This is a genomic window from Lysobacter alkalisoli, from assembly GCF_006547045.1.
Lineage (GTDB): Bacteria > Pseudomonadota > Gammaproteobacteria > Xanthomonadales > Xanthomonadaceae > Marilutibacter > Marilutibacter alkalisoli.
Map to the genome: position 1 here is coordinate 990,183 of NZ_CP041242.1, position 26,978 is coordinate 1,017,160.

Genomic DNA, 26,978 nt, shown 5'->3' on the forward strand with positions numbered 1-26,978 from the left:
GCTCCCAGCCCGGGATGACGCGCTGGGCATTTTCCGAGGAGTACGAATGGCCATCGTCACCGATCCCGCCGCCAGCACCGCGCTGATCAGCAACGACATCGTCGTGTTCGGCCTCATTGCGGCCACGCTTGGCCTGATTTTCTGGCTTGCCAGCGGACCGACACCGTTCTGGAAGAAGGTGTTCGCATGGGTGCCGGCGTTGTTGCTGTGCTACTTCATCCCCGCGTTCTACAACACGGCCGGCCTGATCGACGGTGAGAACAGTGCGCTGTACAACCCGGTGGCCAGTCGCGTGCTGCTGCCGGCGGCACTGGTGCTGTTGACGCTGTCGATCGATCTGAAGGGAATCCTGAAGTTGGGGCCTCGGCTGCTGTTCGTCTATTGCATGGCGACGGTGGGAATCGTGCTGGGCGCGATCGTGTCGTTCCAGGTGATGGCATGGGTATGGCCATCGGCGGTCGCGGGCGATACCTGGAAGGGCATGGCGGCCCTTGCCGGCAGCTGGATCGGTGGCGGCGCCAACATGGTCGCGATGCGCGAGGTCTACCAGGTGGATGCGACGCTGTTCGGCCAGTTTGCCGTGGTCGACGTGGCGATCGCCAGCATGTTGCTGGCGACATGGCTGTTCCTGGCCAACCGCTCGGCACAGATCGATGCCCGTAGCGGTGCCGACACTTCTGCCATCGACGACATGAAGGCGCGCATCTCCGCCTATGAGGCGGCCAACGCGCGGATTCCGGCATTGACCGACCTGATGGTCATCATAGGCGTCGGCTTCGGCATCGTGGGCCTGGCGCATGCCGTCGCCGCACCGGTTGCTGCCTGGTTCGCCGACAATGTCGCCGCGGCGCCGCAGTTCAGCCTGGACTCCTCGTTCGTCTGGGTCGTGCTGCTGGCGACGGCGGGAGGGCTGGGCCTCAGCTTCACGCGGGCCCGGAAGCTGGAGAACGCAGGGGCATCCAGGGTCGGTACTGTCTGTCTGTATTTCCTGATCGCTTCCATCGGCATGCAGATGGATTTCACCAAGCTGTTCGACCGGCCCGAGTTGATCCTCATCGGACTGATCTGGATGCTGGTGCACGTGGGGGTGCTCTGGTTCTCGGCAAGACTCGTCAAGGCGCCATTGTTCTTCATGGCGGTGGGTTCGCAGGGCAACGTCGGCGCGGCCGCCTCGGCGCCGGTGGTCGCGGCCGCATTCCACCCCACGCTCGCACCAGTGGGCGTGCTGCTGGGCACGGTCGGCTACGCGACGGGGACGGTCGTCGCCTATTGGCTCGGCCAGCTTCTGAGGGTGATGGCAGGCGCGTAGCGCCATGGACGCCCGGTTGCACGCAGTCCTGATGCTGCGCCGCACCAATCGTGGCGGACTGCTGCGACTTTAGTCGCAATGGCCCGGTTTGGCAGGCTCGCGCGCTTCCAATCCAGCGGCTGACGTTCCATCCTCATCCCGAGGCGGCCCCGCAGTTGGGGGCGCCGGAGAGGAGGGTATGCCGTGAGTTCCATCGCTCTGATGATCGTCGGTCTCGCCACCATGGCGGCCGGCTTCTTTTTCTACTCAAAGTTCATTGCCGAGAAGATCTACCGGCTCGACCCCAACTTCCGGACGCCCGCGCACGAACTGCGCGATGACATCGATTTCGTTCCGACCAACAAGTTCGTGCTGTGGGGCCACCATTTCACCTCGGTCGCGGGCGCGGCGCCGATCGTCGGCCCGGCCATCGCGGTGATCTGGGGCTGGCTGCCGGCATTCCTGTGGGTCACGCTAGGCACCGTGTTCTTCGCCGGCGTGCACGACTTCGGTGCGTTGTGGGCCAGCGTGCGCAACAAGGGCAAGTCGATCGGTACCCTGACCGGCACGGTGATCGGCAACCGTGCCCGCAACCTGTTCCTGGTCGTCATCTTCCTGCTGCTGCTGATGGTCAATGCCGCGTTCGCGGTGGTGATCTCCAACCTGCTGGTAGCCAACCCGGCTTCGGTGATCCCGACCTGGGGCGCGATCATCGTGGCGCTGTGCATCGGCCAGGCGATCTACCGCTTCAAGGTTTCGCTGTTCTGGCCGTCGATCATCGGCGTGGTGGTGCTGTACTCGCTGATCTTCCTTGGCCAGTCCTACCCGATCACCCTGCCGGAGTCGGTACTGGGCCTGGGGCCGAAGGCGCAGTGGATCATCCTGTTGTTCAGCTATGCCGGCATCGCCTCGCTGTTGCCGGTCTGGGTGCTGTTGCAGCCGCGCGATTACATCAACGGGCTGCAGTTGTTCGTCGGCCTCGGCCTGGTGTACGCCGCGGTGCTGTTCTCCGCGCCCGAGATCGTCGCCCCGGCGATCAATCACGATGTGCCCGCGGGCACGCCGGGCATCGTGCCGCTGCTGTTCGTCACCATCGCCTGCGGCGCGATCAGCGGTTTCCACGGACTGGTCGCCTCCGGCACCAGCTCCAAGCAGCTCGACAAGGAGACCGATGCGCGCTTCGTCGGCTATTTCGGTGCGGTCGGCGAGGGCATGTTGGCGCTGGCGGCGATCATCGCCTGCACGGCCGGCTTCGCGACGCTCGGTGAGTGGCAGGGCGTCTACGAGAAGTTCGGCTCCGGTGGCGTGGTCGCCTTCGTCAACGGCGGTGGCCAGATTCTCGCCAATGGCCTCGGTCTCGACTCCGGACTGGGCAGCACCATCCTGTCGGTGATGGCGATCCTGTTCGCGGCCACCACCATGGACACCGGCCTGCGCCTGCAGCGCTACGTGGTGCAGGAAGCGGCCGAGATCGCCGGCATCAAGCCAATGCAGAAGGGCTGGATCGCCACGCTGATCGCGCTGGGCTTCTGCCTTGCGCTGGCCTTCGGTGCCGGCGGCGACGGTTCCGGTGGCATGGTCATCTGGCCGCTGTTCGGCACCACCAACCAATTGCTGGCCGGCCTGACCTTGTCGATCCTGTCGGTGATCCTGATCAAGCTGCGCCGGCCGGCGTGGTTCACCGCGATTCCACTGGTGTTTCTGCTGGTGATGTCGGTACTGGCCCTGCTGGTGCAGCTCAAGCAGTTCTACGAGGCCGAGAACTGGCTGCTGCTGGGCATGGACATCGTGATCCTGGTCGCCGCGTTGTGGGTGGCGCTCGAGGCGGCGATGGCGATGGCGCGCGGCGCCGAGGGCACCGCCACTGTCACCGAGGGCGGGTCGCGCTGATGGCGACCAAGGGCCCGCGCGACGAAAAGTCGTCGCTGGAGCGGTTCGCCGCGGGCCTGCAGGAGTTCTACGTCGCGCCGTACCGGCGCAGCTTCGCCCGCGCCCGGCGCGACGAGGACGACCTGTTCATGTTGCTGGTGTTCGCCGAGACCCTCGGCGTGCCCAACCCGGCCGCCTGCTACACGATGGAACTGATGCCGGTGCTGTACGAACGCTTCCACGACTGGCACCGGCGCATGGGCATGGAGCGTTCGCCGCTGGACCATATCGGTTGCTGCTGATGCTACGTGAGTATGTTGACTGACCTGGCGCGATCGCGCCGCGTGCTGTTCATCGGCGGCAAGGGCGGCGTCGGCAAGACCACGGTGGCCGCGGCCACCGCGCTCGCTGCGGCCAATGCCGGCCGGCGTGTATTGCTGGTCTCGACCGACCCCGCGCACAACCTCGGTCACCTGTGGGGACGGGAAGTTGGAGCGCAGGCGAGGCGGCTTGCGCCCAACCTCGACGGACTCGAGCTCGATCCGGAGCAGACGATCAATGCGCACCTGCAGGAAGTCGGCGCCGCGCTGCGCCGGCTGATGCCCGAACACCTGGCCGGTGAGGTCGACAAGCACATGGCGCTGTCGCGAGAAACGCCGGGCATGCACGAAGCCGCCTTGCTGGAGCGTATCGCCGAACTGGTCGAACATGGGCTCGATGCCCCGGGTTCTGGAGGACATGACCTGCTGGTGTTCGACACCGCGCCGTCCGGCCATACCGCCCGCCTGATGGCACTGCCGGAGCTGATGTCGGCCTGGGTCGACGGCATGCTGCACCGGCAGGCGCGCAGCCGGCATTTCGGCGAGGTGTTGCGTAACCTGGGTCGTGACGACAGCGTCGGAGAGCAGATCCTGGGCGGACACGGCGAACGCCATGCCGCGCGTGAGAGCGAGGGCGAAACCCGCGACGATCGCATCCGCAGCCTGCTGCATCGCCGCCGTCACCGTTTCGAGCATCTGCGCGAGGTGCTTGCCGATGGCGAGCGCACCGCCTTCGTCATCGTGCTCACCGCCGAGCGGCTGCCGGTGTTGGAGACCATCGAATTGCATGGGCAGCTGGTGCGGGCCGGGGTCAGTGTCGGCGGACTGGTGGTGAACAAGCGTTCGCCGGACGATGCCGGCGAGTTCCTCGCAGCCCGCGCCCGGATCGAGGCCGGTCATCTGAACGAACTGCGCACCGCGTTGCCCGACCTGCCATTGCTGCAACTGCCACTGCTGCCCGGCGAGCCGGTCGGCCACGAGGCGCTGGAGGCGTTTGCCGCGCGACTAATGCCCTGCGAGTGACAAGCGTGAGGTGGATGGTGGTGGGTCGGGATGACGCTCAATCCCGTGAGTGGTCATCACCAGCCACAGGTATCCGAAAACGAGGACTCAGTCCCCTTCCGCATACGCATCAGCGCCCTTGGCCGATCTGTTCGAGGGATTGCGACTGCGCGAATGCCGATTCCTGCGTACGTGCCTGTTCCTGTTCCAGACTCGTCCGTTGAGCGGCCACTTCCTGGGTCCAGGACTGCTGTGCAGTCGGATCGATCTGGCCTGCCAGCAACCTGTCCAGATGTGCGCTGGCTTCCGTGGCGGACGAATGTGCAGGCTGCTGGTTGGTTGGATTGTCGGCCTCGCGCACCGACAGGCCGGCGGCATCCTGCGCCTGCATCACCGCATCGATGTAGTGCAGGTCGACCCGGTGCATGAGCATCCGGCCCGGAACCATCCGCTGGAAGAACGACAGTTTTTCCGGATCGGGCAGTTCGATCCGGTGGCCTGGCGCGTCGGGCATGGCGTATTTCAGCGGAACGCTGTCTTCCTGCAGATGGGTCAGGATTTCACCCTTGACCGCATAGCTGCGGATCAGGCCCTGTTCGGCCTCCTGCTTGAGCACGCTGGCATCGAAGCCATAGCGTTCGAGCGTCCGGTTGTTCACGCCGGCGGCATTGAAGGTCACCGCAGGGGCCTCGTGGATCATGCTCGCCGCTGCCGCCAGACCGCCGCCCAGCGAGTGGCCGGTGATGACAAGGTCGTCGCCGAACGCGCGCTTGGCCTGTCCGCCCAGTGCGATGGCCTGGTCATACTGCACGTCCCGCAGGCCCAGGCCCTGGCGGAAGTTGTGTTTCCAGTCCTTGCCTTCGTCGGTACCGGTAAAGGCCAGCACCACATGGCCCTGGTCGTTGCTGTAGAAATTGGCGCCGAAGCCGCTCTTGCCGTCGTGCAGCAGGCTCGGATCGATGCCGGCCGCACGCAGCGCTGCGTCGTCCATGCGTGACCAGTTGCCGGGCGGATGGGATGGCTCGAACTCCCGGCCGCGGCGCTCGTCGGTCCAGTTGTAGTTGTCCTGCAGGATGGAAGACAGCTCACGGTCGATCGCGTGCGGCTGGCGACCGGCGACCTGTCCAGCGAAACTCTCGCCATGCCCGGCGTGGGTGGGCGAAGTATCCATTGGGGCGTTCATCGCGGCTCCTTGCGTCAGCAGGCGGCTTCGGCCTGTCGGTTGATCGGCGTGGTGGCTCAGGGAGTGGCGACGCCGTGCGCCGCAAGCCAGTCGCGTACCTTCTGTCGTTCAGCGCGGGCTTGCGCATTGAGACGGGCGTCGGACCCGGCGAACAGCGCCGTCTGGAAGGTCTCGCCACGGTTGTTGGTGGCATTGGGGTCGATGCCGGCTTCGAGCAGCCCCAGTACGCGTTCGGCGTCGTTCACGTTGGCCGCCACATGCAGCAGTGTGTTGCCCATGGAGTCCTTGCGCTGCAGGTCGGCACCGGCCTGTACCAGCAGGTCCACCTGGGGAGTGCGGCGGCTTTGTACGGCGCGGAAGATCGGCGTCCAGCCGGCACGCGGACTGACCGTGTCGACGGGAGCGCCATGGCCGATCAGGATCTGCAGGTACTGCGGATCCTCCACCATCGCGGCCATATGCGCCACGGTCTCCTGGTCGGTTCCCGCTTGCGCAGGGTCGGCACCGGCCTCGAGCAGGGCCGCCAGTGCGTCCGGCTGCTGATTCCATATCGCCCATTCGAGCAGGGTGACGCCATCCTCGCCCCGTACCGACAGGTCGTGGGAAGACGCCAGGTCCCGGATACGGTTGACGTCTCCGGTGGCCACGGCAGCAGCCAGTGGTTTGGTCGCGGGGTCGTGGAACGGGATGCTGGCTTCCTTCATGGATGCGGACATGCGAATTTGCTCCTTGGCACCGTTCGATCCTGGGGTGCATGAAACCATGACGAGGGAGGCGGCGAGCGCCGCCAGTACGGAGACAGCTTTACGCATATCGGATTGCTCCGGTTGCGAAGTGCGGGTCGGGGTCTTCGCTCGTTCGGGCCGATCCTATCATGGTCATATGGCTGGGCCGTATGAGTGTGATGTTCCAGAGCGCCGCAGTCCGGCCAGCAGACCGATGTGGATCGGCCACAACAATACGATCCAGTGCAGGTTGCGCTGCGGTTGTACCTGTAGCCAGTAGAAGAACAGCGCGGCCACCGGCAGCGCCGCCACCATCACCAGCAGGATATCGAACCACCGGCCGGGCCTGCGTCGGCGCAGCAGTTGCCAGCCGCCCGGCAGCAACAGCCAGCACAGCGGGCTGAACAACAGCAGGTTGCGGTTGGCCCAGCCGAAACGGTGCTCGGTGCCGAACCAGATGAACAGCATCAATGCGCCCAGCACGCTGCACAGCAGCCAGAACGGCAACGCGATGCCGGCCGTCAGGCGCGGACGGCGACGACCGAGCCAGACCAGGGCGATGCCCAACGCGATGCCGGCCAGCGCCCACGGCCACCAGGCCAGCGCCTGTTCGGCCGGCTCCGGTGGCAACAACTGTGGCAGCAGGGGCTGTTCGGCCTTCACCAGCGGCTGGCCGGTGGCGTCGTTGCGGACTCCACGCAGAGCGGTTTCCAGCCGCATCGGTACGAAGGACTCGTTCCACAAGGGTTGCGGCATGTCGGCAGCAGGGCCCAGGCCGATGTCGAAGCCCAGCCACATCAACGGATCCGGCGAGGCCAGCCGCAACGCCTCGCTGCGGAAGCTGGTGCCGTGCGAGCGGCCTTCCAGCTGTCGTTGCAGACCGCCGTCCAGCGCGAGGTCGATCGCGTCGCGGACCCGGGTCGAGCAATTGTCGAGGAAGTAGTCGTAACGGTAGCGCGCGTTCTCCGGACGGGCGTTGCTGGCCAGGGCATCGGCCAGGTTCCGTGCCTGTCCGGCGCTCAGGTCCAGCCATTGGATCGAGGCCCCGCGGCCAACCCGTTCGTAATAGGCCAGATCCCGCGCGAACGGCAACGCGACCAGCTGGTATTGCATGTCGCCGCGCATGAAGCGGGTGATGAAGTCAGGCTCGTCGGGATCGAAGAAGCCGTAGTTGTACGACAGTGCTTCGCCGGTGCGCGGGTCCTCGACCAGTACGGCGTTGTGGCCGAAGCGCTCGAAGAAGATCTCGCCCGGCTGCATCGTGACGATGCCGATGCGCGGTGGCGGAGTGCCGTCGTCGGCGAGGGCGGGAGCCGCGGACAAGACCAGCAGCAGCAGCGTCAGCAGCGCTGCCAGTCCGCGCTCAAGCATCGCCCAGCACACCTACGTGGAAGGCATGCACCCGGCGCGCATCGGCGCTCGATACCCGGAACACGAACCGGCCCAGGGTCAGCTCCTCGCCGGCCTCGGGCAGGTGGCCGATCGCGGCGATGATCAGGCCGCCGATGGTGTCGTACTCGTCGTCGTCGAAGTCGGCGCCGAAGCGTTCGTTGAAATCGTCGATCGGGGTCAACGCATCGACCACGTACTGGCCGTCGGCCTGGGCGGCGATCAGCGCGTCGGTGTCCTCGGCATCGTCGTGCTCGTCGTCGATCTCGCCGACGATCTGTTCCAGCACGTCCTCGATCGTGACCAGACCGGCGACGCCGCCGTACTCGTCTATCACGATCGCCATGTGGTTGCGGCTGGTTCGGAACTCGCGCAACAGCACGTCCAGGCGCTTGGATTCGGGGATCAGTACCGCAGGTCGCAACAGTTCGTGGATGCCGATCCGGCTGTCCTCGGGCGCGCCGTCTTCGGCCGCGGTCACCGCACGCAGCAGGTCCTTGGCCAGCAGGATGCCGAGGACATCGTCCTTGTCCTCGCCATGCACCGGGAAGCGCGAATGGCCGGATTCGACCACGTCCTTCATCAATTCCATCAGCGGTGCGTCAGCCATCAGGGCGACCATCTGCGAGCGGGGGATCATCACGTCGCCCACGCTCAGGTCGGAGACGCTGATCGCGCCTTCCATCATGGCCAGGGTGTCGGCCGCGATCAGACCGTCGGCCTGGGCGTCACGGAGCAACTCGACCAGGTCCTCGCGGGAGGTCGGTTCGCCCGACAGGGCCGAGCTGATGCGTTCGAGCCAGGAGCGCCGTTTTTCGGAAGGTTTGCCCTCCTGCGGCTTCTCGTGATGGCGGTCGCCGGATTCGGCGGCGGGGAAGCTACTACTGTCGTCCTCGGACATCTGGGGTGTGCAAAGCAGCCCGCGGGGTGGGCCGTCGGCGCCAGTCTAGCGCGGAACCGGGGCAGGGCGCCTGTCCGGCCCTGTCGGGAGGCTCAGGGGGCCAGATAGGGGTCGGCGATCCCCAGCGAGGCCAGGATCTCGCGTTCGAGCAGTTCCATGCACTCGGCCTCGCGCTCGTCCTCGTGGTTCCAGCCCAGCAGGTGCAGGGTGCCATGGACGGTCATGTGGGCGTAATGGGCGGCGAGCGGCTTCTTCTGCTCGCGCGCTTCGCGGGCGAGCACCGGGGCGCAGATCACCAGGTCGCCGAGCAGGGGAAACTTCACGTTCTTCGGCAGGCCTTCCGGTACCTCGGCCGGGAAGCTGAGCACGTTGGTCGCGTAGTCCTTGCCGCGGTAATGGCGGTTGAGCGCGCGGCCCTCGCGCGCGTCGACGATGCGGATCGCCAGGTCGGCCTCGCGGATGCGGCCCTCCAGCGCTGCAGCCACCCATTTGCGGAAACTTACCGCCGCCGGGATGCCGGTGCGTGGCAGGCCGTAGTTGACGGTGACGTCGAGGCGGACGGGACCTTTGGTCATCTCGATTTCTCAGCCTTGTGGGCCGGTTTCCTTGTCGGTGGCGTCACGTGCATCGTAGGCGTTGACGATGCGTGCGACCAGCGGGTGGCGCACCACATCGCGCGATTCGAAGAAGGTGAACGAGATGCCGTCGACGCCGCGCAGCACTTCCACTGCGTCCTTCAGGCCCGACTTCTGGTGTCGTGGCAGGTCGATCTGGGTCATGTCGCCGGTGACCACAGCGGTGCTGCCGAAGCCGATCCGGGTCAGGAACATCTTCATCTGTTCGATCGAGGTGTTCTGCGCCTCGTCGAGGATCACGAAGGCGTCGTTGAGGGTGCGCCCGCGCATGTAGGCCAGCGGCGCGATCTCGATGACATTCTTCTCCAGCAGCTTGATGACCTTCTCCACGCCGAGCATCTCGTACAGCGCGTCGTAGAGCGGGCGCAGGTAGGGGTCGACCTTCTGGGTCAGGTCGCCGGGCAGGAAGCCGAGCTTTTCGCCGGCCTCGACTGCCGGCCGGACCAGGATCAGCCGGTGTACGCGCCCCTCGTTGAGTGCCTCGACTGCGCTGGCGACGGCGAGGAAGGTCTTGCCGGTGCCGGCCGGGCCGATGCCGAAATTGATGTCGTTGATCGCGATCGTGTGCAGGTACTTCTGCTGGTTGGCGCCGCGTCCGCGCACAGTGCCGCGCTTGACCCGGATGGTGACGTCCTGGGGGTGGTAGTCCTGCCCGATGCGGTCGGCGCCGGCTTCGGTGAGGCGGAGATGGATGGCGCCCTCGTCGAGGGTCTCGCTGGCCGCATCGTTCCACAGTGCGTGCACCAGCTTTTCCGCGCGCGGCACCGCATCCTTGGGACCGCTGATGCGGAAGATGTTGCCGCGGTTGGCGATCTCCACCCCGAGCCGCAGTTCGAGCATGCGCAGGTGGCCGTCGAACGGGCCGGCGAGATTGGCCAGGCGTTCGGCGTCGGCGGGATCAAGGGCGAATTCGGACGCGGTGGTCCGCGAGACAGTGTCGTTCAAAACAGACTCTTTGAGAGCGGGGCTCATGGATGGTTTGGGGGGCGACTTGGCAGCATGGAGAGCTTGCGCCGATGCGCTGATTTTCGCAAAAAGCGAAGGATGCGGTGATGTCTGAAGGGGGTGAATTGCAGAGGGGGTTGAAATTAAATTAATTATTTAATTAAATATGACCATGAGTGAGATCACGAACTCCGGCAAGAGCAAACGAGGCGCTCGAACAGGGCTGGCGCGGGGCGCGAAGGCGGCGGACGGGTCGGCCAGGAATCGGCGTGCTCCCGGTCGCCCGGGTGTCGATGGCCCGGATCAGCGCGAGCGGGTGCTGGATGCCGCCATCGCCTGTTATGTCGAGCACGGCATCGCCGCCACCACGTTGCGCCGGATCGCCGATCACGCCGGGGTCAACCCGGCCCTGTTGCACTACTACTTCGGCGACAAGGCGCAGTTGCGCGAGGCGATGGTCAATGAGCGTCTGCTGCCTGCGCTGGCCGGTTTGCGCGAACGCCTGGCTCGCGATGGCAACGACGTCGCCGGGCTGGTCGGTGGTTTCGTCCAGGGCATCGGCGTGGTGATGGCCGAGCATCCGTGGTTGCCGTCGCTGTGGGTGCGTGAGGTGCTGTGCGAAGGTGGTGCGTTGCGCGATGTGCTGCTCGAGCGGATCGGTCCGCAGGTGCCGCTGATGATGGCCGGCCGCTTCGCCGAGGCACAGCGACAGGGCAGACTCAATGCCGACCTCGACCCGCGCCTGCTGATGGTGTCGCTGGTCGGTCTCACCATGTTTCCGATCGCGAGCGCATCGCTGTGGCGCAGTCTGTTCGACGCCGATGATCTCGATTTCGAAGCCTTGCGTGCGCACACCCTGACCCTGCTTGAACGCGGCCTGGAACTGTCTGCGAAACCGCCCGCGCAAGGCGGACACGAGGAGGACGCATGAAAAGGTCGTGTATGGGCATGGCATTGGTCTTGCTGGCCGTGGTGGGTTGCCGTGGCGATGTGCCGGATGCGCTTGGCACGCTGGAACGCGACCGCATCACCCTGCCGGCCCCGGCGGCCGAGCGCATCGTCGCCATCGACGTGCGCGAGGGGGAGACGGTCGCGGTCGGCCAACGGGTGATGCAACTGGAGCCGGTCCGTACCGATGCACGGCTGGAAGCGCTGCGTGCGCAGGCACACCAGGCGGGCGCGGTGCTGGCCGAGCTGGAAGCCGGTCCACGCCACGAAGCCATCGACCAGGCCCGGGCACGGCTCGCAGCGGCGAAGGCGCGGGCCGTCGATGCGCAGGCCTACCACGCCCGTGTGCGGCCGCTTGGCGAACGGCAGCTGGTCGCCGCGGCCGAGGTCGACAGCGCCCGCGCCGCGGCCGGCCATGCCAGTGCCGAGGTGCGCGCCGCCGAGGCCGCGCTGCTCGAGCTCGAACATGGCACCCGCGCCGAGCAGCTGGTGCAGGGCCGTGCGGCCGAGCGGGCGGCCACGGCCCGGGCCGAGGAGGAAGCGGCGACGCTGGAAAAACTGTCCGTGGTCGCGCCACGCGATGCCGTGATCGAAAGCCTGCCGTACAAGCTCGGCGACCAGGCGCCTGTCGGCGCGCCGCTGGCGGTGCTGCTGGTGGGCGAAGCGCCACATGCGCGCGTCTACGTGCCCGAACCGATCCGGGCCGGCATCCGCGTCGGCCAGCGGGCACGCGTGAGCGTCGATGGCCACGAGGCTGCCTTCGAAGGCCGTGTCCGGATGATCCGCAGCGAACCCAGCTTCACCCCGTACTACGCGCTCACCGGCGAGGACGCGGCGCGCCTGAGCTATCTCGCCGAGATCACGCTCGATGGCGACGCGGCGCGTGAGCTGCCGGTCGGGTTGCCGGTGCGGGTCGAGTTCGTCGACGCGGACTGATGGGCACCGTCAACGCCAATGCTGCCGAGGACAACGCCGTCGGAGCATCCGACAGGGAAGCGCCCGACGTTGCGATCCGCGCACGTGGGCTGACCAAGCGCTTCGGCGACCTGGTCGCGGTCGATGGCGTCGACCTGACCGTGCCGCGCGCGCATGTGTACGGCTTCCTCGGCCCGAATGGCTCGGGCAAGACCACCACCATCCGCATGCTGTGTGGCCTGCTCGGCCACGACGCGGGCGAAGTCGAGGTGCTCGGCCTGCGCGTGCCCGGCCAGGCCGAGGAGCTCCGCCGGCATATCGGCTACATGACCCAGCGCTTCTCGCTGTTCGGCGACCTGAGCGTGCGCGAGAACCTCGAGTTCATGGCTGCCGCGCAGGGCGTGCCGAAACAGAAGACACGTTCGCGGATCGACGAACTGGTCGAGCAGTACCACTTCGGTGATCGCCAGAAGCAGCTCGCCGGCACCATGAGTGGTGGCCAGAAGCAGCGGCTCGCGCTGGCGGCGGCGGTGATCCACGAACCGGAGCTGCTGTTTCTCGACGAACCGACCAGCGCGGTCGACCCGGAATCGCGGCGGGATTTCTGGGAGAAACTGTTCGAACTGGCCGATGCCGGCACTACCCTGCTGGTATCGACCCACTACATGGACGAGGCCGAGCGCTGTCACCGGCTCGCGATCCTCGATCGTGGCGCACTGGTCGCCGACGGTTCGCCCGACGAACTGACCGCGAAGCTGCGAGGGCGCACCGTCGAGGTCCGCGCCGAGCAGCCACGCCGCGCCCAGAAGGCCTTGCTGGACGTGCCGGGCGTGGTCAGCGTGGCGCAGATCGGCAACGCGTTGCGGGTGCTGACCCGCGAGGATGGCGATGCCGACGTGCGGATCCGCGATGCGCTCGACGGGGCCGGGCAGCGCGCCGAGGTCGAGGCGGTGCCGCCGAACCTGGAGGACGTGTTCGTGGATGCCACCCGTGGCGGCGAGACGCACCGCGAACTGCATCCTGAACAAGTGAGTGACCAGGCGGCGGAGGACGCGACATGAACTGGCGACGCCTGCTTGCGATCGTGGTCAAGGAAATGCGGCAGATGCGCCGCGACCGCATCACCCTGGCGATGATCATCGGCATCCCGGTGATGCAGCTGGTGCTGTTCGGCTACGCGATCAACCTCAACCTGCGTGGGCTCGATGCCGCGATCGTCGACGAAGCCAACACCTCCGGCTCGCGTGCGGTGGTGATGGACATGCTCGCCACCGGCGTGATCCGCCCCGTCGCAGAGGCGCGGACACCGCAGGAGCTGGTCGACATGCTGCGCCGCGGCGAGATCAGCGTCGGCGTCGCGATCCCGCCGGACTTCGAACGCCGTCGCATCGACGGTCGCGAGGCCGTGCAGGTGATGGTCGATGGCAGCGATACCGTGGTCCAGAGCGCGGCGATCCAGCTCGCGCGGATGCCGATCGACGGTGGGGCGTCCACGCGTCCCGGGACCAATGCCGACATTGCCGCGCCGATCAGCGTGGTCGCGTTCTACAACCCGGAACGACGTTCGGCGGTCAACATCGTGCCCGGCCTGATCGGGGTGATATTGACGATGACGATGGTGCTGTTCACCGGCGTCGCCATCGTCCGCGAACGCGAACGCGGCAACATGGAACTGCTCATCGCGACCCCGATCAGCCGCGCCGAACTGATGATAGGCAAGGTGCTGCCGTATGCGGCGATCGGCCTGGTGCAGACCACGGTCGTGCTGTTGCTCGGGCTGTGGCTGTTCCAGGTGCCGGTACTCGGCAGCGTACTGCACGTCTATCTGGCGGCGGTGCTGCTGATCCTGGCCAACCTGACCCTCGGCCTGCTGATCTCGACCAAGGCGCAATCGCAGTTCCAGGCGATGCAGATGACGTTCTTCGTGTTCCTGCCGTCGATCCTGCTGTCGGGCTTCATGTTCCCGTTCGCCGGCATGCCGCGGGTGGTGCAGTGGATCGCCGAGCTGCTGCCGCTGACCCATTTCCTGCGCCTGATCCGCGGCATCATGCTGCGCGGCGCCAGCCTGTGGGAGCTGTGGCCGGACGTGCTGGCGCTGGTTGCCTTCACGGCGGTGATGATGACGCTGGCGATCAACCGCTTCCGCAAGAGCCTCGACTGAGGCGTCTCAGGCAATGGCTGGACCAGTCGAAGCTCGTCATCCCAGCTTTCTCCCGGATGACGGCTTTTTCAGCATTGCCCTCAGTCCGCGGCCTTGCGCAGCGCCACGGCGTTCATGCAGTAGCGCAGCCCGCCCGGCGGCGGGCCGTCCGGGAATACGTGCCCCAGGTGCGCATCGCAGCTGTTGCAGGTGGTCTCGATCCGCTGCATGCCATGGGCATCGTCGCGATGGTACGCGATCGCGTTCTCGGTCGCCGGTTGGGTGAACGACGGCCAGCCGGTGCCGGAGTCGAACTTTCCGGCGGCGTCGAACAGCAACGCGTCGCAGCAGACGCAGTGGTAGCGACCCGGCTCGAACAGCTCGCACATCGGGTTGCTGAACGCACGTTCGGTCCCGGCCTGGCGGGTGACGCGGTACTGCTCGGGCGTCAGCCGCGCGCGCCACTCGTCGTCGCTTCTCTCGACCCGCCGCGCTGGCTCCGGATTACCGGTCGTCGCGAAGGCGATCACGTCCTGCCACTTGAGCATGCCTGTCCTCCTCGTGCGCAGTGTACGCCGGGCCGCGGCTTGCATCATCGGCCGCGACCCGCCACATTCGGACGTCGCGTCGTCCGGAGAGAGGCCATGAGCGCATACATCCGTGTCCTGCCGCTGCTGCTCGCGCTGTGCGCGGCGTCGCCCGCCGCGGCCGAAATCACCGTTCTGAGCGCACGCACGATCCACACCATGGAAACCGCGCAACCGCATGCGCAGGCGATGGCCTTCGACGACGCAGGCCGGATCCTCGCGGTGGGCACGACGGCCGAGGTCGGCCAGCGCTTTCCCGATGCGCGCACGCTGGACCTTGGTGACGCGACCGTTGTGCCCGGACTGATCGACGCCCATGCCCATGTCGGCGGGCTCGGCATGGCGATGCTGACCGCCGACCTGGTCGGCGCGCGCGACAAGGCCGGGATCGTGAGGCGGCTGCGCGAGTTCGAACGTGACCTGCCTGCCGGTGCCTGGCTGATCGGCCGCGGCTGGGATCAGAACCGGTGGCCGGAGAAGCAGTTTCCAACTGCGGCGGATCTCGACGCGGCCTTCCCCGAGCGTCCGGTCTGGCTGGAGCGCGTCGATGGACACGCCGGCTGGGCCAACAGTGCGGCACTGGCTGCGGTGACGCGGGACCTGGCGGGTGACTGGCAGCCCGAAGGCGGCCTGATCGTCCGCGATGCGGCCGGACAGCCGACCGGCGTGTTCATCGACGCAGCGATGAACCTGGTCGAGCAGGCGCGTCCGCCGCTGGACGAGGCGACCGCCGAGCGCGCGCTGGTGCTCGGCATGCAGGCCGCGGTCGAACATGGCCTGACCGGCGTGCACGATGCCGGCATCGATCTGGCTGAATTGCAGCGCTACCGGCACCTGGCCGACCGCGACGCGCTGCCATTGCGGATCACCGCGATGGCGTCCGGCGACGGCGATGCATTGGACGCGCTGTGCCGTGATGGTCTCTACCGGCACCCGTCCGGCAGGCTGCAGATGCGCACCGTGAAGGTCTACGCCGATGGCGCGCTCGGCAGCCGCGGTGCCGCATTGCTGGCTGACTACAGCGACGACCCCGGCAATCGTGGCCTGATGCTGACCCCGCCCGACGGCCTGCGTGAAGTCGCGCGCAAGGCGCGCGGTTGCGGGGTGCAGGTGGCGACCCATGCGATCGGAGACCGCGGCAACCATGAAGTGTTGGAGGCCTACCTGGATGCATTCGGAGACCGGCCGCGTGGTGACCACCGCTGGCGCATCGAACACGCCCAGGTCGTTGCGGTGGACGAACTGTCTCGACTGGCGGAACTGGGCGTGATCGCCTCGATGCAGCCCACCCACGCCACCAGCGACATGCCCTGGGCCGAGGACCGTGTCGGCCCGCGCCGGATCGTCGGCGCCTATGCCTGGCGGCAGTTGCGCGACAGCGGTGCCCGGCTGGCATTGGGCTCGGATTTCCCGGTCGAGTCGGTCGATCCGCGGCTGGGCCTGTATGCGGCGGCCACCCGCAGCGATGCCGATGGCCTGCCGCAAGGCGGCTGGCGCCCGGAAGAAAAACTGACCGCGTTCGAGGCCTTGCGCGGTTTCACCCTCGACGCGGCATACGCCGGTTTCGCCGAGACAGAGGTCGGCAGCCTCGCCGTCGGCAAGCGCGCCGATTTCGTCGTCCTGGCCGAGGATCCGCTGGCGATCCCGCCGGAGAAGCTGCGCGACCTGACCGTGCTGTCGACTTGGGTCGATGGCAGGCCGGTGTACGAAAACAATTGAGTCCCCGTAGCCCGGGTAAGGCGAAGCCGCACCCGGGAAGTTTTTTTGAATGGTTCTTCGCCTGATCGCGGGAGGTCGCCTTCAGCGAAGGCTCTGCCGGTTGCGTTCGATTGCCGGTTCTCGCCGCTACCTGGTTGTCCCGCTGTGGCCTGCCGGCCTTGACGGCGAATGTCCCCCGGCCGCCGCCAATGGCGGCGGCCTCCTCCTTGATTTCGCCGTCAAGGCCGGCAGGCCACAGCGGGTCGCGCGAGCACATTGGAGCGCTGGGGTCGCGCGGTCACGCTGGAGGGCGAAGCCGGTCCTCACCGGGATTCCGCTTCTGGAACCACCGGTCATGTCCGAACGCCGGGAGCGAAAACCGCGCGGTATACCGGCGCGACGCGCGTGATCAGCGTTGACAGGCTCCGGGAGCCGGGGCGATCAATCGCGCATCGTAGCCGCGGCGCGCTGGTGCAATGACGCCGTGGCAGGCATCCGCCTGCCCAGCAGTCCGGCCCACCATAGCCCGCGAACGCGGTCGCCGCGCCGCCAAGCAGATCGACCGCGTAATGCTGGCCGGTGGTGACGATGGTCGGGAACAGCAGCACCGGCAGCCATATCCATGGGCGCGAGCGTGGGTGCTGGCGGGCGAAGGCGACCATCACCACGACCGGGATCGTGATGTGCCCGGACGGGAAGCAGCTGTTGGGCTCGTCCAGTGCATGGAGCAGATCCCAGACCGCACGGGTGGCGCCGCCAAGGTCGTCGGGCAGGGCGTGGCGGACGATCCGGGTCGGCCAGGCCAGCCACAGCGCCATGTTCAGGCCCATCGCCAGCCCATAGGCCTTGAAGGTCGCCCACAACAGCGTCCTGTCGCGCAGCCCCATTGCGAGAAAGGGGTTGATGCACAGCAGCAGCCAGTACGGCCATATCGTCCATGCATGCCAGCCGATGGCGGTGTCGATCGCGGACAGTGGCAGCAGGGCCGGTTCGCGGGTCGGATGGGCGTTGGCCAGCAGGTACAGCGCGGTGTTGACGGCGACCACCGCCAGCACTGCCAGCAGGCGGATGCGGAACGCGACCGGGTGGGCGTCCATGGCCCGGGCCGCCATCAGGCTGCGTGCCCCATCGTCATGCCGCCGCGTTGTCGCGGGTGTGGACGCGCCCGCGCAGCGAGTTGCTCATCGCCTCGGTGATCACCACGTCGACGAACTGCCCGACCAGGCGCGTACTTCCTGGGAAGTTCACCGAGCGCATGTTCTCGGTCTTGCCGGTCAGTTCGTTCGGGTCCTTCTTCGACGGGCCTTCGACCAGCACCTTCTGCACGCTGCCGACCATCGCCTCGGAAATGCGCTTGGCATTGGCGTTGATCGTCGCCTGCAGCCGCGACAGCCGCGCGTGCTTCTCCTCGCTGGTCACGTCATCCTCGAGGTCGGCGGCCGGGGTGCCCGGGCGCCGCGAATAGATGAACGAGAAACTCTGGTCGAAGCCGACGTCCTCGATCAGCTTCATCGTCTTCTCGAAATCGGCCTCGCTCTCGCCCGGGAAGCCGACGATGAAGTCCGAGCTGATCGAGATATCCGGCCGCACCGCGCGCAGCTTGCGGATCTTCTGCTTGAACTCCAGCGCGGTGTAGCCGCGTTTCATCGCGCTGAGCACGCGGTCGGAACCGGACTGCACCGGCAGATGCAGGTAATTGGCCAGTTCCGGCACGTCGCGGTAGGCCTCGACCAGCGAGTCGGAGAACTCCAGCGGATGCGAGGTGGTGAAGCGGATGCGGTCGATGCCGTCGATCTCGGCGATGGTGCGGATCAGCAGGCCGAGGTCGGCGAGCTCCTGGTCGCCGATCTTTTCGGCCCCGTCTTCGACGGGCGTGATGGGGCCACGATAGGCGTTGACGTTCTGCCCAAGCAGGTTGATCTCGCGCACGCCTTGCGCGGCCAGTTCGGCGACTTCGACCAGTACGTCCTCGAACGGACGGCTGATTTCGGTGCCGCGGGTGTAGGGCACCACGCAGAACGAGCAGTACTTGGAGCAGCCTTCCATGATCGAGACGAACGCGGTCGGTCCCTCGGCGCGCGGCTCCGGCAGGCGGTCGAACTTCTCGATCTCGGGGAAGCTGATGTCGACCTGCGGCCGGCCGGTTTCGCGCTTGGCGCGGATCAGTTCGGGCAGCCGGTGCAGGGTCTGCGGGCCGAACACCAGGTCGACGTACGGGGCGCGCTTGATGATCGCCTCGCCTTCCTGGCTGGCCACGCAGCCACCGACACCGATCAGGACGGGCCGCTCGCCGTCCTTCAGGCCCTTCCAGCGGCCCAGCTGGCTGAACACCTTCTCCTGCGCTTTTTCGCGTATCGAGCAGGTATTGACCAGAATCACGTCGGCATCTTCGGCGTTCGTGGTCAGCTCGAAACCGTCAGAGGCGGCCAGCACGTCGGCCATCTTGGCCGAGTCGTACTCGTTCATCTGGCACCCGTGGGTCTGGATGAAGAGTTTTTTCGTAGCCTCGCCCGGCTGGCGCGTGCTGGCAGGGGCGGGGGCCGACGCAGTGGTCGGCAGTGGGATCAGGTTTTCGGACATGGTCGGGTCCCGGGATGCGGTGGGTAATCCGTGCCGGAAAGCACTTCGGCGGCCATTGTAGCGGCCGGAAGGGGGTGCAAGTCGCGTTTCTTCAGGCAGGTGGTGGCAATCCGGTCGCTTTTTGAGGGACACTCGCGCCCATGAAGGGGGGCTTTCTGCTATTGGGGATCATCGGCCTGCTGGCCGTCCTGCCTGCGGCTGCGGGCACGATCTACCGTTGTGAATCGGCCGATGGCGTGCGCAGCTACGTCAGCAAGCGCGTGCCCGGGGCCCAGTGCTCGGCGGTGACCAGCTATTCGGGAGGCGGTAGCCGGCCCTCGCGGCCCGAAACCGCGGCCTCGCTGCCGCAGCCTTCGCGTCCGGCCACGGTCGGCAACGCCACGCCCGAGGCGGTGGTCAGCGGTTCGCCGGCCTCCGGCCGGATCCAGTCGGCCGATGAAAGCGCGATGACCAATGCGTCGCCGATCCAGGCGGTCAAGCCGGGCGCGCCCGGTTCCAGGGTCGTGTCCGGGCAGGTTTACTCCTACATCAAGGACGGCGTGCGCCACTACACCAGCCGCAAACCGGCCGGGTTGGCCAACGCGGGCCCGGTGCGGACGATCAACTACAGCTTCATCGAGACCTGTTATGCCTGCAACACCCGCTCCGGAGTCAACTTCGGCGCGGTGCGGCTCAATACCTCCGCCTACCAGGACGAGATCGCCGCCGCTGCCCGCAGGCACGGGGTCGACGAGGCCGTCGTGCGCGCGATCATCCATGCCGAATCGGCCTACAGGCCGACTGCGGTGTCGCGTGCCGGTGCCCAGGGCCTGATGCAGCTGATGCCGGCCACGGCGCGCCGGTTCGGGGTGGCCGATTCGTTCGATCCCGGCCAGAACATCAACGGCGGGGTTCAATACCTGGCCTGGCTGCTCAAACGCTTCAACGGAGACCTGACCCTGGCCGCGGCCGGCTATAACGCCGGTGAGGGTGCGGTCGACAGGCACAAGGGCGTGCCGCCGTACCGGGAAACCCAGGTCTACGTGCAGCGCGTCGGTGTACTGGCCGAGCGCTATCGGCAGGCGATCGTCCAGCGCTGAAGCCGGGTTTCCGTCGCAATGGCCCACTGCAGCGGCGTTTCCGGCCGGATTTCATGTTGCCCGCCAGGCTTGCCCGGACATCCGGACGTAGACACGGATTGTCTGTCCGTTAAGGCTTCCGTTACACTTCCGCGTCTTTATAAGCCGCGAGCAGTCGCCAGTGGCTGGCCTGCGGTGAACCTCGACATCCAACAAGTTTTGCGGAGTGCCGGATGGCCAACCAAGGGGTCAATGATCCTATCCACGAGCCCGTCAATACCGGCCGACGCCGGTTCCTGACGGCGACCACTGCTGTGGTCGGCGCCGCTGGCGCGGGTATTGCGGCAGTGCCGTTCATCAAGTCCTGGAATCCCAGTGCGCGGGCCCAGTTGGCCGGCGCGCCGGTCACCGCCGACATCAGCGCGCTCGAGGAGGGCCAGCGCCTGGTGCTGGAGTGGCGCGGCCAGCCGATCTGGATCGTCAAGCGTTCCAGGGCCGTGCTCGACGCGCTGCCGACCCTGGACAGCCATCTGCGCGACCCCGAGTCGGACAACGCCGACCAGCAGCCGGCCTACGTGCTGGAGGGCAACCGCGAGTTCCGCTCGCTCAAGCCCGAGGTCCTGGTCCTGGTCGGCCTGTGCACCCACCTGGGCTGCGCGCCGGAGATGAAGGCCGAAATCCGGCCGGAACCGTTCGACGCCGAGTGGAAGGGCGGCTTCTTCTGCCCCTGCCACAAGTCGAAGTTCGACATGGCCGGGCGTGTGTTCGAAGGCGTGCCGGCGCCGACCAACCTGGTCGTGCCGCCGCACCACTACGTCGACGACAACACCATCGTCATCGGCGTCGATCCATCCCAGGCCAACACGGGGGCCGCGTAAGCCATGTCGAACATCATCTCCCGTACCGCCACCAACGTGATGGACTGGGTCAATGAGCGCGCGCCCGGCATGATGCCGGCGTACCGCAAGCACATGACCGAGTACTACGCGCCGAAGAATTTCAACGTCTGGTACTACTTCGGCTCGCTGGCCCTGCTGGTGCTGGTCAACCAGATCGTCACCGGCATCTTCCTGACGATGCACTTCAAGCCGAGCGCGGAGGAAGCCTTCGCCTCGGTCGAGTACATCATGCGCGACGTCGAGTGGGGCTGGCTGATCCGCTACATGCACTCCACCGGCGCATCGCTGTTCTTCATCGTCGTCTACCTGCACATGTTCCGCGGCCTGATGTACGGCTCGTACCAGAAGCCGCGCGAACTGGTGTGGATCCTCGGCATGCTGATCTACCTGGTGCTGATGGCCGAGGCCTTCATGGGCTATGTGCTGCCGTGGGGCCAGATGTCGTTCTGGGGCGCCAAGGTGATCATCTCGCTGTTCGGCGCGATCCCGGTGATCGGCAACGGCCTGGTCGAATGGATCATGGGCGACTACCTGCCCGGCGATGCCACCCTCAACCGCTTCTTCGCCCTGCACGTGATCGCGCTGCCGCTGGTGCTGCTGCTGCTGGTCGTGCTGCACCTGGGCGCGTTGCACGAGGTCGGCTCCAACAACCCCGACGGCGTCGACATCAAGAAGGGTCCGAAGGGCAACCGCTGGGACGCCAACAAGCCGGCCGACGGCATCCCGTTCCATCCGTACTACACGGTCAAGGACCTGTTCGGCACCGGCTTCTTCCTGATCATTGCCGCCTTCATCATCTTCTTTGCCCCGGCCTTCGGCGGCTGGTTCCTGGAGCACGACAACTTCGTCGAGGCCAATCGCCTGGTCACCCCGGAGCACATCAAGCCGGTCTGGTACTACACCCCGTACTACGCGATGTTGCGGGTGGTGCCGGACAAGCTGTTCGGCGTGATCGTGATGTTCGCGGCGATCGCGATCCTGTTCCTGGTGCCGTGGCTGGACAAGGCCAAGGTCAAGTCCTACCGCTACCGCGGCCTGTTCTCCTGGCTGATGCTGCTGGCCTTCGCCTTCAGCTTCATCTGGCTGGGCAAGATCGGCGCCGGTCCTGGCACTGACCCGGTCGAGACCATCGTCGGTCGTGTGCTGACCTTCTTCTACTTCGCTTTCTTCATCACCATGCCGGTCTGGACCAAGCTGGACAGGACCAAACCGGTGCCGGAACGGGTGACGATGCATGACTGACATGACCCAGGTCTATTCCTTCCAGATGATGCGTATCCTGAAGAAGCTCGCACTCGTTGCCTCCGCGCTGCTGGTTTCTGGCAGCGCCCTCGCGGCCGGCGGGAACGCCGATCTGCAGCAGGCGGGCGTCGATCTTGGCGACCGTGCCTCGCTGCAGCGTGGCGCCCAGCTGTACATGAACTACTGCTCGGGCTGCCATTCGCTCAAGTACCTGCGCTACTCGCGAATGGCCGAGGACCTGGGCCTGAGCGAGGACGAGGTGATGGAGAACCTCAACTTCACCGGCGCCCAGTTCGGCGAACACATCGTCGCCAGCATGCCTGCCGAGCAGTCCACCGGATGGTTCGGCCAGGTGCCGCCGGACCTGAGCCTGGTCTCGCGCTCGCGTGGCAGCGACTGGATCTACACCTATCTGAAGTCGTTCTACCTCGACGAGTCGCGTCCGCTGGGCTGGAACAACACCCTGTTCCCGAATGCGTCGATGCCGAACCCGCTGTGGGAGCTGCAGGGCCTGCAGCATGCCGAGTTCGGCGAGCTGGACGCGCTCGGCGAGCGCCCGGTGACGGCCCTCAAGGTCACCCAGGCCGGTCAGCTCGATAGTGCCGGCTTCAACCAGGCAGCGCGCGATATCACCACTTTCCTCGAGTACGCCGGCGAGCCGGCCGCCCTCAAGCGCCAGAAGATCGGCGTCTGGGTGATCCTGTTCCTGGTCGTGTTCACCTTCCTGGCATGGCTGTTGAAGACGGAGTTCTGGCGCGACGTGAAGTAAGCCGCCGGCGGTGTCTTCATGGTGCCCCGGCGGTTGCCGGGCTGCCTTGGCAAGGGCCGCCATGAGCGCCAGGGCCCGGCGCGTGTCCTGGACACTTTACGGATACGCGCTGAACAGGCAGGCTCGGGGAGCATGACGACCGTCCACAAGGGGTGGACGGCGTTTTCATGACCGGAGCGCGATCATCGGCCCGGTTTCCGGAGAGGCCGATGATGGCGGCGAGCCCACGTATGCGAAATACACTGACACTGTTCTCCTCGACCGATTGCGTCCTGTGCCACCGGGTCCGGCTGGTGCTGGCTGCGAAGGGCGTGACCTACGACCTTGTCCCGGTCGATCCGCAGAACCCGCCCGAAGATCTCGTCGACCTCAATCCCTACCATTCGGTGCCGACCCTGGTCGAACGCGAGCTGGTGCTGTACGCCGCCAGCGTGGTCAGCGAATACCTCGACGAGCGCTATCCACACCCGCCGCTGATGCCGGTCGATCCGCTGTCGCGCGCGCGCCTGCGCCTGGCGATGCTGAGGCTGGAGCACGATTGGGTACCGCAGGTGCAGGCGATCCAGCTCGGCAACAAGGCCCAGGCCGATGCCGGCCGCAAGCGGCTGAAGGAGCTGCTGACCGCTTCGGTGCCGCTGTTCAAGGCCAGCAAGTTCTTCCTCAATCCGGAAATGAGCCTGGCCGACTGCGCCATGGCGCCAATCGTCTGGCGTCTGCCCACACTCGGCGTGCCGCTGCCCAAGGACGGCAAGGCGATCGAGGACTACGGCAACCGGATCTTCCGCAGCCCGGGCTTCGCCCGCAGCCTGAGCGATGACGAGCGCAAGCTCAACGAATTGCCGATCTGACGCGAACTGCCGCATCGACTGTCGAGACGGGCCCTGGTGTGAGTCCACGCCGGGGCCCGGTTTTCATGGCGGCCTGGCGTGATTGCCGGATGCTGCTGCAGATGAACAGGCGCAATGCGGACTGCGCCCTCGACAGGGCCCGGTGCGGACCGCAAAGTAGACCCATCTCCCGATCCATCGACGCAACGCATAACGCGGTTTGAAATGAGCAATGACACCCACGGCATGACCAGCCACCGCCCGTACCTGCTGCGTGCGCTGTACGAATGGATCGCCGACAACGGCATGACCCCGCACCTGCTGGTGGATGCCACCCGCGCCGGCGTGCAGGTGCCGCAACATGCGGTCCAGGAGGGCCGGATCGTGCTCAACGTGGCCCAGCGCGCGGTGACACAACTGGAAATGGGCAATGAGCTGATCCGCTTCAGCGCCCGCTTCGGCGGGGTCAGCCAGGCCGTGGCCGTGCCAGTGGAAGCCGTGCTGGCGATCTATTCCCGTGAGACCGGCCAGGGCATGGCCCTGCCGGACGACAGTCCGGTGCCGGATGCGGTGCCTGAAGAGCATGAAGGCGATTCTGGAGAGGCCGGGGTCGAGGCCGGCATCGATGCGGTCCCCGGCGATGCCGGCGAGCCAGTCGCGACACCGCCGCTGAGTGCAGTGCCGGGCGCGCAATCGCCCGACGGAGACGACGACGGGCCGCCCAGCACGCCCCGCCGTACCGGGCATCTGCGTATCGTGAAGTGACTGGAAGCCGCCCTCACATCAGCCCTCGATCTCCCGTGCAGAGGGCATCACCGGTCCGCTGAACATCACCATCCGGTCGCCACGCAGGGTCAGCCGCCCGATGTGGCGGTCGTGGCCGTTGAGTGAGTAGTCGAAGCGGAACGTGCGCTCCAGGCCCAGCCAACCGTTTTCGTGCCGGCACAGGCGCATCGCGACCACATGCACGGTCTGGTCCAGCCACTGCACTCCGGCAGTCCGGCAGGCCTCGCGGCCGAATTGTTCGGCACGTTCGGCCGCAGCGCGGCCGGCGTTCCACCAGGCATAGCCGAAGGCGCCGAGGATCATGAGCAGGATTGCGGTGGGCATGGCGGCGGTTACCTTCAGGCCGGGGGCGGGCCGAGCTTGAGCGACAGGTCGATCGCGTGCACGTGCTTGGTCAGCCCGCCGATCGAAATGAAGTCGACGCCGTCGGCGGCGATCTCACGCAGGCCTTCCAGGTCGACACCGCCGGAGACTTCCAGCGGGATGCGGCTATCGAACGGCGCGCCTCGCGCGATCGCGACGGCTTCGCGGCGCATGTCCGGGTCGAAATCGTCGATCAGGATCCGGTCGCAGCCGGCAGCCAGTGCTTCACGCAGTTCATCCAGGTTTTCGACCTCGACGATCAGCGGCAGCGCTGGATGCATCGCGCGCGCGGCGCCGATCGCCGCGGCCAGCGAGCCGGCGGCGCGGACGTGGTTCTCCTTCAGCATGACCTGGTCGAAGAGGCCCATGCGATGGTTGTGCCCGCCGCCGACCCGGACCGCGTACTTCTGCGCCACGCGCAGGCCGGGCAAGGTCTTGCGGGTGTCGAGGATGCCGGTACCGGTTCCGCGTACCGCCTCGACATGAGCGGCGGTAACGGTGGCGGTGCCGGACAGGGTCTGCATGAAGTTCAGCGACGTGCGTTCGGCGGTGACCAGCGCGCGGCTGCGTCCCTGCAGAGTCGCCAGTACGGTGCCGGCCGCGACCCGGTCTCCCTCGGCCACGCGCCAGTCGATCCGGACATCCGGATCCAGCGCGCGATGGCAGGCATCGAACCACGGCCGTCCGCAGATCACCGCGTCCTCCTTGCATAGCAGGTAGGCGCTGTCGGCTGCGTCGGGCAGCAGGGCGGCGGTGACGTCGCCGCTGCCGACATCCTCGGCCAACGCCGCGGCCACATCGGCCTCGACCTGCCCGGCGGGGGGCGGGGCGATCGACGGGCCTCCGGACGGCGGGCTTGTGGATGGCATGCTTGCAGACGGCGCGCTTGTAGACGGCACGTTGGCAGGCGGCGTGCTCACGGTGCGCCGAAGCCGTCGAGCCGGGAGGTATCAAGGGCCTCCTCGGCCAACAGCACCGGGATGCCATCGTCGATCCGGTACACCGTCTTGCGGTCGCGGGTGACCAGGGCCTCGACCAGCGCTTCGGCCTGCGGACCGCCGTCGCCGCGGGCGACGCTGCCGGCCGCGATCGCCGTGTTGAGCGTCTTCAGGCCCGCGGCGTCAAGCAGCGACAGTGGCTGGCGGGTGGTCGGGCAGACGAGGAGGTCGAGCAGTTTGCGGTCCATGATGTTCCAGGGCAGTAATGGGGCGGGGCTGGTTCGCCATTCCCGCCAAGGCGGGAATCCGGCGTCCTATCTTGTGGGCTCCAAGGCGCCGGGTTCCCGCTTTGACGGGAACGACTACCCGCTTCCTATCGGGAGGGGGGCAACAGGGCCTAGAATAGCCTGCTTTGATTCATGTTCCGACGTTGGGCCAACACATGAAAACAGGTTCTGAGGTCGCGGCTGACGCCGCACCACTGGTGGGCATCGTGATGGGATCGCGATCCGACTGGGAAACCATGCAGCACGCTGCCGCGCGGCTCGAGTTGCTGGGCGTGCCGCACGAAGTGCGAGTGGTGTCCGCGCATCGCACCCCGGACGCGCTGTTCGAATACGCCGCCAGCGCGAAGTCGCGCGGCCTGCGCGCGATCATCGCCGGTGCAGGCGGCGCCGCCCACCTGCCGGGCATGCTCGCCGCCAAGACCCTGGTGCCGGTGCTGGGCGTGCCGGTGCAGAGCAAGGCGCTCAACGGAATGGACTCGCTGCTGTCGATCGTGCAGATGCCGGCCGGCATCCCGGTGGCCACCTTCGCGATCGGCAATGCCGGTGCCGCCAATGCCGCGCTGTTCGCCACGGCGATGCTGGCCGCCGAGCATCCGGCAATCGGCGCGGCACTGGAGGCGTTCCGGCAGAAGCAGACCGACGACGTCGCCGCCAACGACGACCCGCGGAAATGACCGGCACGCC

The 26,978-nt window shown here is 66.9% G+C and carries 27 protein-coding genes and 1 pseudogene; 16 read left to right on the plus strand and 12 right to left on the minus strand.

Translation table 11 applies throughout. The features are described 5' to 3' along the window. The first annotated feature begins 46 nt into the window (after window positions 1–46). The 4 genes from FKV23_RS04260 (at window position 47) to FKV23_RS04275 (ending at window position 4,500) form a co-directional block, all read left to right on the plus strand. Complete coding sequence (locus FKV23_RS04260; RefSeq protein ID WP_279633036.1) at window positions 47–1,309, plus strand: DUF819 family protein; 1,263 nt, start codon at window positions 47–49, stop codon at window positions 1,307–1,309. Between the two features lie 183 nt (window positions 1,310–1,492). After that, window positions 1,493–3,178: a carbon starvation CstA family protein gene (locus FKV23_RS04265; RefSeq protein WP_141622742.1), complete on the plus strand. Its 1,686-nt coding sequence runs from the start codon at window positions 1,493–1,495 to the stop codon at window positions 3,176–3,178. Beyond that, the gene (locus FKV23_RS04270) at window positions 3,178–3,459 is read left to right on the plus strand and encodes a cory-CC-star protein (protein ID WP_141622743.1); all 282 of its coding nucleotides are present in this window, start codon (window positions 3,178–3,180) and stop codon (window positions 3,457–3,459) included. The genes FKV23_RS04265 and FKV23_RS04270 overlap by 1 nt, the downstream gene beginning before the upstream one ends. Window positions 3,460–3,471: 12 nt before the next feature. Continuing rightward, window positions 3,472–4,500: an ArsA family ATPase gene (locus FKV23_RS04275; RefSeq protein WP_141625034.1), complete on the plus strand. Its 1,029-nt coding sequence runs from the start codon at window positions 3,472–3,474 to the stop codon at window positions 4,498–4,500. A gap of 355 nt (window positions 4,501–4,855) precedes the next feature. On the opposite strand, the pseudogene FKV23_RS17760 reads toward FKV23_RS04275, so the two are convergent. The 6 genes and pseudogenes from FKV23_RS17760 to FKV23_RS04305 all read right to left on the minus strand — a co-directional run. Continuing rightward, window positions 4,856–5,650 (minus strand): annotated as a pseudogene (locus FKV23_RS17760) (Mbeg1-like protein); the annotation flags it as partial. A 68-nt stretch (window positions 5,651–5,718) separates the two neighbouring features. Beyond that, the gene (locus tag FKV23_RS04285) at window positions 5,719–6,474 is read right to left on the minus strand and encodes an ankyrin repeat domain-containing protein (protein ID WP_141622744.1); all 756 of its coding nucleotides are present in this window, start codon (window positions 6,472–6,474) and stop codon (window positions 5,719–5,721) included. A 66-nt stretch (window positions 6,475–6,540) separates the two neighbouring features. Further along, the gene (locus FKV23_RS04290; protein ID WP_141622745.1) at window positions 6,541–7,758 is read right to left on the minus strand and encodes a lipoprotein N-acyltransferase Lnb domain-containing protein; all 1,218 of its coding nucleotides are present in this window, start codon (window positions 7,756–7,758) and stop codon (window positions 6,541–6,543) included. Continuing rightward, entirely contained in the window at window positions 7,751–8,677 is a 927-nt protein-coding gene (locus FKV23_RS04295) for an HlyC/CorC family transporter (protein WP_141622746.1), read from the minus strand. The genes FKV23_RS04290 and FKV23_RS04295 overlap by 8 nt, the downstream gene beginning before the upstream one ends. A 92-nt stretch (window positions 8,678–8,769) precedes the next feature. Further along, entirely contained in the window at window positions 8,770–9,252 is a 483-nt protein-coding gene (ybeY, locus tag FKV23_RS04300; RefSeq protein ID WP_141622747.1) for an rRNA maturation RNase YbeY, read from the minus strand. Window positions 9,253–9,261: 9 nt separating this feature from the next. Next, a complete protein-coding gene (locus tag FKV23_RS04305) occupies window positions 9,262–10,257 on the minus strand; it encodes a PhoH family protein (RefSeq protein WP_244244097.1) in 996 nt (331 codons plus the stop codon). 172 nt (window positions 10,258–10,429) lie between these two features. Here FKV23_RS04305 and FKV23_RS04310 point away from each other — a divergent pair, with 172 nt between their 5' ends. The 4 genes from FKV23_RS04310 to FKV23_RS04325 all read left to right on the plus strand — a co-directional run bounded on the left by FKV23_RS04310 (window position 10,430) and on the right by FKV23_RS04325 (window position 14,281). Continuing rightward, window positions 10,430–11,188 carry a TetR/AcrR family transcriptional regulator gene (locus tag FKV23_RS04310; RefSeq protein WP_141622749.1) on the plus strand — a complete coding sequence of 253 codons (759 nt, stop codon included), beginning with the start codon at window positions 10,430–10,432 and terminating at the stop codon, window positions 11,186–11,188. Window positions 11,189–11,199: 11 nt separating this feature from the next. Beyond that, a complete protein-coding gene (locus tag FKV23_RS04315; protein ID WP_244244151.1) occupies window positions 11,200–12,141 on the plus strand; it encodes an HlyD family secretion protein in 942 nt (313 codons plus the stop codon). 74 nt (window positions 12,142–12,215) lie between these two features. Continuing rightward, the gene (locus FKV23_RS04320; protein WP_141625036.1) at window positions 12,216–13,181 is read left to right on the plus strand and encodes an ABC transporter ATP-binding protein; all 966 of its coding nucleotides are present in this window, start codon (window positions 12,216–12,218) and stop codon (window positions 13,179–13,181) included. After that, a complete protein-coding gene (locus FKV23_RS04325) occupies window positions 13,178–14,281 on the plus strand; it encodes an ABC transporter permease (RefSeq protein ID WP_141622751.1) in 1,104 nt (367 codons plus the stop codon). Before FKV23_RS04320 ends, FKV23_RS04325 begins: the two co-directional genes overlap by 4 nt. An 80-nt stretch (window positions 14,282–14,361) precedes the next feature. Here the strand turns inward: FKV23_RS04325 and msrB are convergent, their stop codons facing one another. Further along, window positions 14,362–14,808 carry a peptide-methionine (R)-S-oxide reductase MsrB gene (gene msrB, locus FKV23_RS04330; protein ID WP_141622752.1) on the minus strand — a complete coding sequence of 149 codons (447 nt, stop codon included), beginning with the start codon at window positions 14,806–14,808 and terminating at the stop codon, window positions 14,362–14,364. Window positions 14,809–14,904: 96 nt separating this feature from the next. Here msrB and FKV23_RS04335 point away from each other — a divergent pair, with 96 nt between their 5' ends. After that, a complete protein-coding gene (locus tag FKV23_RS04335) occupies window positions 14,905–16,566 on the plus strand; it encodes an amidohydrolase (RefSeq protein WP_141622753.1) in 1,662 nt (553 codons plus the stop codon). A 332-nt stretch (window positions 16,567–16,898) separates the two neighbouring features. Here the strand turns inward: FKV23_RS04335 and FKV23_RS04340 are convergent, their stop codons facing one another. Together FKV23_RS04340 and miaB are read right to left on the minus strand one after the other, a co-directional pair. Next, entirely contained in the window at window positions 16,899–17,642 is a 744-nt protein-coding gene (locus tag FKV23_RS04340) for a phosphatase PAP2 family protein (protein WP_167284954.1), read from the minus strand. Between the two features lie 34 nt (window positions 17,643–17,676). Next, the gene (gene miaB / locus FKV23_RS04345) at window positions 17,677–19,125 is read right to left on the minus strand and encodes a tRNA (N6-isopentenyl adenosine(37)-C2)-methylthiotransferase MiaB (protein WP_141622755.1); all 1,449 of its coding nucleotides are present in this window, start codon (window positions 19,123–19,125) and stop codon (window positions 17,677–17,679) included. A 140-nt stretch (window positions 19,126–19,265) separates the two neighbouring features. On the opposite strand from miaB, the gene FKV23_RS04350 reads away from it, so the two are divergent. From FKV23_RS04350 to FKV23_RS04375, 6 genes are all read left to right on the plus strand, one after another. Beyond that, window positions 19,266–20,204, plus strand: coding sequence for a lytic transglycosylase domain-containing protein (locus FKV23_RS04350; RefSeq protein WP_141622756.1), 939 nt, complete (start codon window positions 19,266–19,268; stop codon window positions 20,202–20,204). 212 nt (window positions 20,205–20,416) lie between these two features. After that, a complete protein-coding gene (petA, locus tag FKV23_RS04355) occupies window positions 20,417–21,061 on the plus strand; it encodes a ubiquinol-cytochrome c reductase iron-sulfur subunit (RefSeq protein WP_141622757.1) in 645 nt (214 codons plus the stop codon). 3 nt (window positions 21,062–21,064) lie between these two features. Next, entirely contained in the window at window positions 21,065–22,324 is a 1,260-nt protein-coding gene (locus tag FKV23_RS04360) for a cytochrome b (RefSeq protein ID WP_141622758.1), read from the plus strand. A gap of 25 nt (window positions 22,325–22,349) precedes the next feature. Beyond that, entirely contained in the window at window positions 22,350–23,093 is a 744-nt protein-coding gene (locus tag FKV23_RS04365; RefSeq protein ID WP_407067667.1) for a cytochrome c1, read from the plus strand. A gap of 212 nt (window positions 23,094–23,305) precedes the next feature. Then, window positions 23,306–23,941, plus strand: coding sequence for a glutathione S-transferase N-terminal domain-containing protein (locus FKV23_RS04370; RefSeq protein WP_141625037.1), 636 nt, complete (start codon window positions 23,306–23,308; stop codon window positions 23,939–23,941). A gap of 204 nt (window positions 23,942–24,145) precedes the next feature. Then, complete coding sequence (locus tag FKV23_RS04375) at window positions 24,146–24,685, plus strand: ClpXP protease specificity-enhancing factor (RefSeq protein ID WP_167284956.1); 540 nt, start codon at window positions 24,146–24,148, stop codon at window positions 24,683–24,685. A gap of 18 nt (window positions 24,686–24,703) precedes the next feature. Here the strand turns inward: FKV23_RS04375 and FKV23_RS04380 are convergent, their stop codons facing one another. Genes FKV23_RS04380 through FKV23_RS04390 form a run of 3 tightly spaced genes read right to left on the minus strand, consistent with a single transcriptional unit; the run spans window position 24,704 to window position 26,255 of the window. Continuing rightward, complete coding sequence (locus tag FKV23_RS04380; protein WP_141622760.1) at window positions 24,704–25,030, minus strand: DUF3301 domain-containing protein; 327 nt, start codon at window positions 25,028–25,030, stop codon at window positions 24,704–24,706. Window positions 25,031–25,044: 14 nt separating this feature from the next. Next, window positions 25,045–25,938, minus strand: a complete 894-nt coding sequence (nadC, locus tag FKV23_RS04385) for a carboxylating nicotinate-nucleotide diphosphorylase (protein WP_141622761.1) — start codon at window positions 25,936–25,938, stop codon at window positions 25,045–25,047. 47 nt (window positions 25,939–25,985) lie between these two features. Further along, the gene (locus FKV23_RS04390) at window positions 25,986–26,255 is read right to left on the minus strand and encodes a Trm112 family protein (RefSeq protein ID WP_141622762.1); all 270 of its coding nucleotides are present in this window, start codon (window positions 26,253–26,255) and stop codon (window positions 25,986–25,988) included. A 194-nt stretch (window positions 26,256–26,449) separates the two neighbouring features. Here FKV23_RS04390 and purE point away from each other — a divergent pair, with 194 nt between their 5' ends. Next, window positions 26,450–26,968, plus strand: a complete 519-nt coding sequence (purE, locus tag FKV23_RS04395; protein WP_141622763.1) for a 5-(carboxyamino)imidazole ribonucleotide mutase — start codon at window positions 26,450–26,452, stop codon at window positions 26,966–26,968. Window positions 26,969–26,978 lie beyond the last annotated feature (10 nt).

Bases quoted from the DNA above. Each gene is read 5' to 3' on its own strand.
- FKV23_RS04260 (WP_279633036.1), top strand. From the start codon at position 47: ATGGCCATCGTCACCGATCCCGCCGCCAGCACCGCGCTGATCAGCAAC.
- FKV23_RS04270 (WP_141622743.1), top strand. From the start codon at position 3,178: ATGGCGACCAAGGGCCCGCGCGACGAAAAGTCGTCGCTGGAGCGGTTC.
- FKV23_RS04275 (WP_141625034.1), top strand. From the start codon at position 3,472: ATGTTGACTGACCTGGCGCGATCGCGCCGCGTGCTGTTCATCGGCGGC.
- FKV23_RS04285 (WP_141622744.1), bottom strand. From the start codon at position 6,474: ATGCGTAAAGCTGTCTCCGTACTGGCGGCGCTCGCCGCCTCCCTCGTC.
- FKV23_RS04290 (WP_141622745.1), bottom strand. From the start codon at position 7,758: ATGCTTGAGCGCGGACTGGCAGCGCTGCTGACGCTGCTGCTGCTGGTC.
- FKV23_RS04295 (WP_141622746.1), bottom strand. From the start codon at position 8,677: ATGTCCGAGGACGACAGTAGTAGCTTCCCCGCCGCCGAATCCGGCGAC.
- ybeY (WP_141622747.1), bottom strand. From the start codon at position 9,252: ATGACCAAAGGTCCCGTCCGCCTCGACGTCACCGTCAACTACGGCCTG.
- FKV23_RS04310 (WP_141622749.1), top strand. From the start codon at position 10,430: ATGAGTGAGATCACGAACTCCGGCAAGAGCAAACGAGGCGCTCGAACA.
- FKV23_RS04315 (WP_244244151.1), top strand. From the start codon at position 11,200: ATGGGCATGGCATTGGTCTTGCTGGCCGTGGTGGGTTGCCGTGGCGAT.
- FKV23_RS04325 (WP_141622751.1), top strand. From the start codon at position 13,178: ATGAACTGGCGACGCCTGCTTGCGATCGTGGTCAAGGAAATGCGGCAG.
- msrB (WP_141622752.1), bottom strand. From the start codon at position 14,808: ATGCTCAAGTGGCAGGACGTGATCGCCTTCGCGACGACCGGTAATCCG.
- FKV23_RS04335 (WP_141622753.1), top strand. From the start codon at position 14,905: ATGAGCGCATACATCCGTGTCCTGCCGCTGCTGCTCGCGCTGTGCGCG.
- FKV23_RS04340 (WP_167284954.1), bottom strand. From the start codon at position 17,642: ATGGACGCCCACCCGGTCGCGTTCCGCATCCGCCTGCTGGCAGTGCTG.
- miaB (WP_141622755.1), bottom strand. From the start codon at position 19,125: ATGTCCGAAAACCTGATCCCACTGCCGACCACTGCGTCGGCCCCCGCC.
- FKV23_RS04350 (WP_141622756.1), top strand. From the start codon at position 19,266: ATGAAGGGGGGCTTTCTGCTATTGGGGATCATCGGCCTGCTGGCCGTC.
- petA (WP_141622757.1), top strand. From the start codon at position 20,417: ATGGCCAACCAAGGGGTCAATGATCCTATCCACGAGCCCGTCAATACC.
- FKV23_RS04360 (WP_141622758.1), top strand. From the start codon at position 21,065: ATGTCGAACATCATCTCCCGTACCGCCACCAACGTGATGGACTGGGTC.
- FKV23_RS04365 (WP_407067667.1), top strand. From the start codon at position 22,350: ATGATGCGTATCCTGAAGAAGCTCGCACTCGTTGCCTCCGCGCTGCTG.
- FKV23_RS04370 (WP_141625037.1), top strand. From the start codon at position 23,306: ATGGCGGCGAGCCCACGTATGCGAAATACACTGACACTGTTCTCCTCG.
- FKV23_RS04375 (WP_167284956.1), top strand. From the start codon at position 24,146: ATGAGCAATGACACCCACGGCATGACCAGCCACCGCCCGTACCTGCTG.
- FKV23_RS04380 (WP_141622760.1), bottom strand. From the start codon at position 25,030: ATGCCCACCGCAATCCTGCTCATGATCCTCGGCGCCTTCGGCTATGCC.
- nadC (WP_141622761.1), bottom strand. From the start codon at position 25,938: ATGCCATCCACAAGCCCGCCGTCCGGAGGCCCGTCGATCGCCCCGCCC.
- FKV23_RS04390 (WP_141622762.1), bottom strand. From the start codon at position 26,255: ATGGACCGCAAACTGCTCGACCTCCTCGTCTGCCCGACCACCCGCCAG.
- purE (WP_141622763.1), top strand. From the start codon at position 26,450: ATGAAAACAGGTTCTGAGGTCGCGGCTGACGCCGCACCACTGGTGGGC.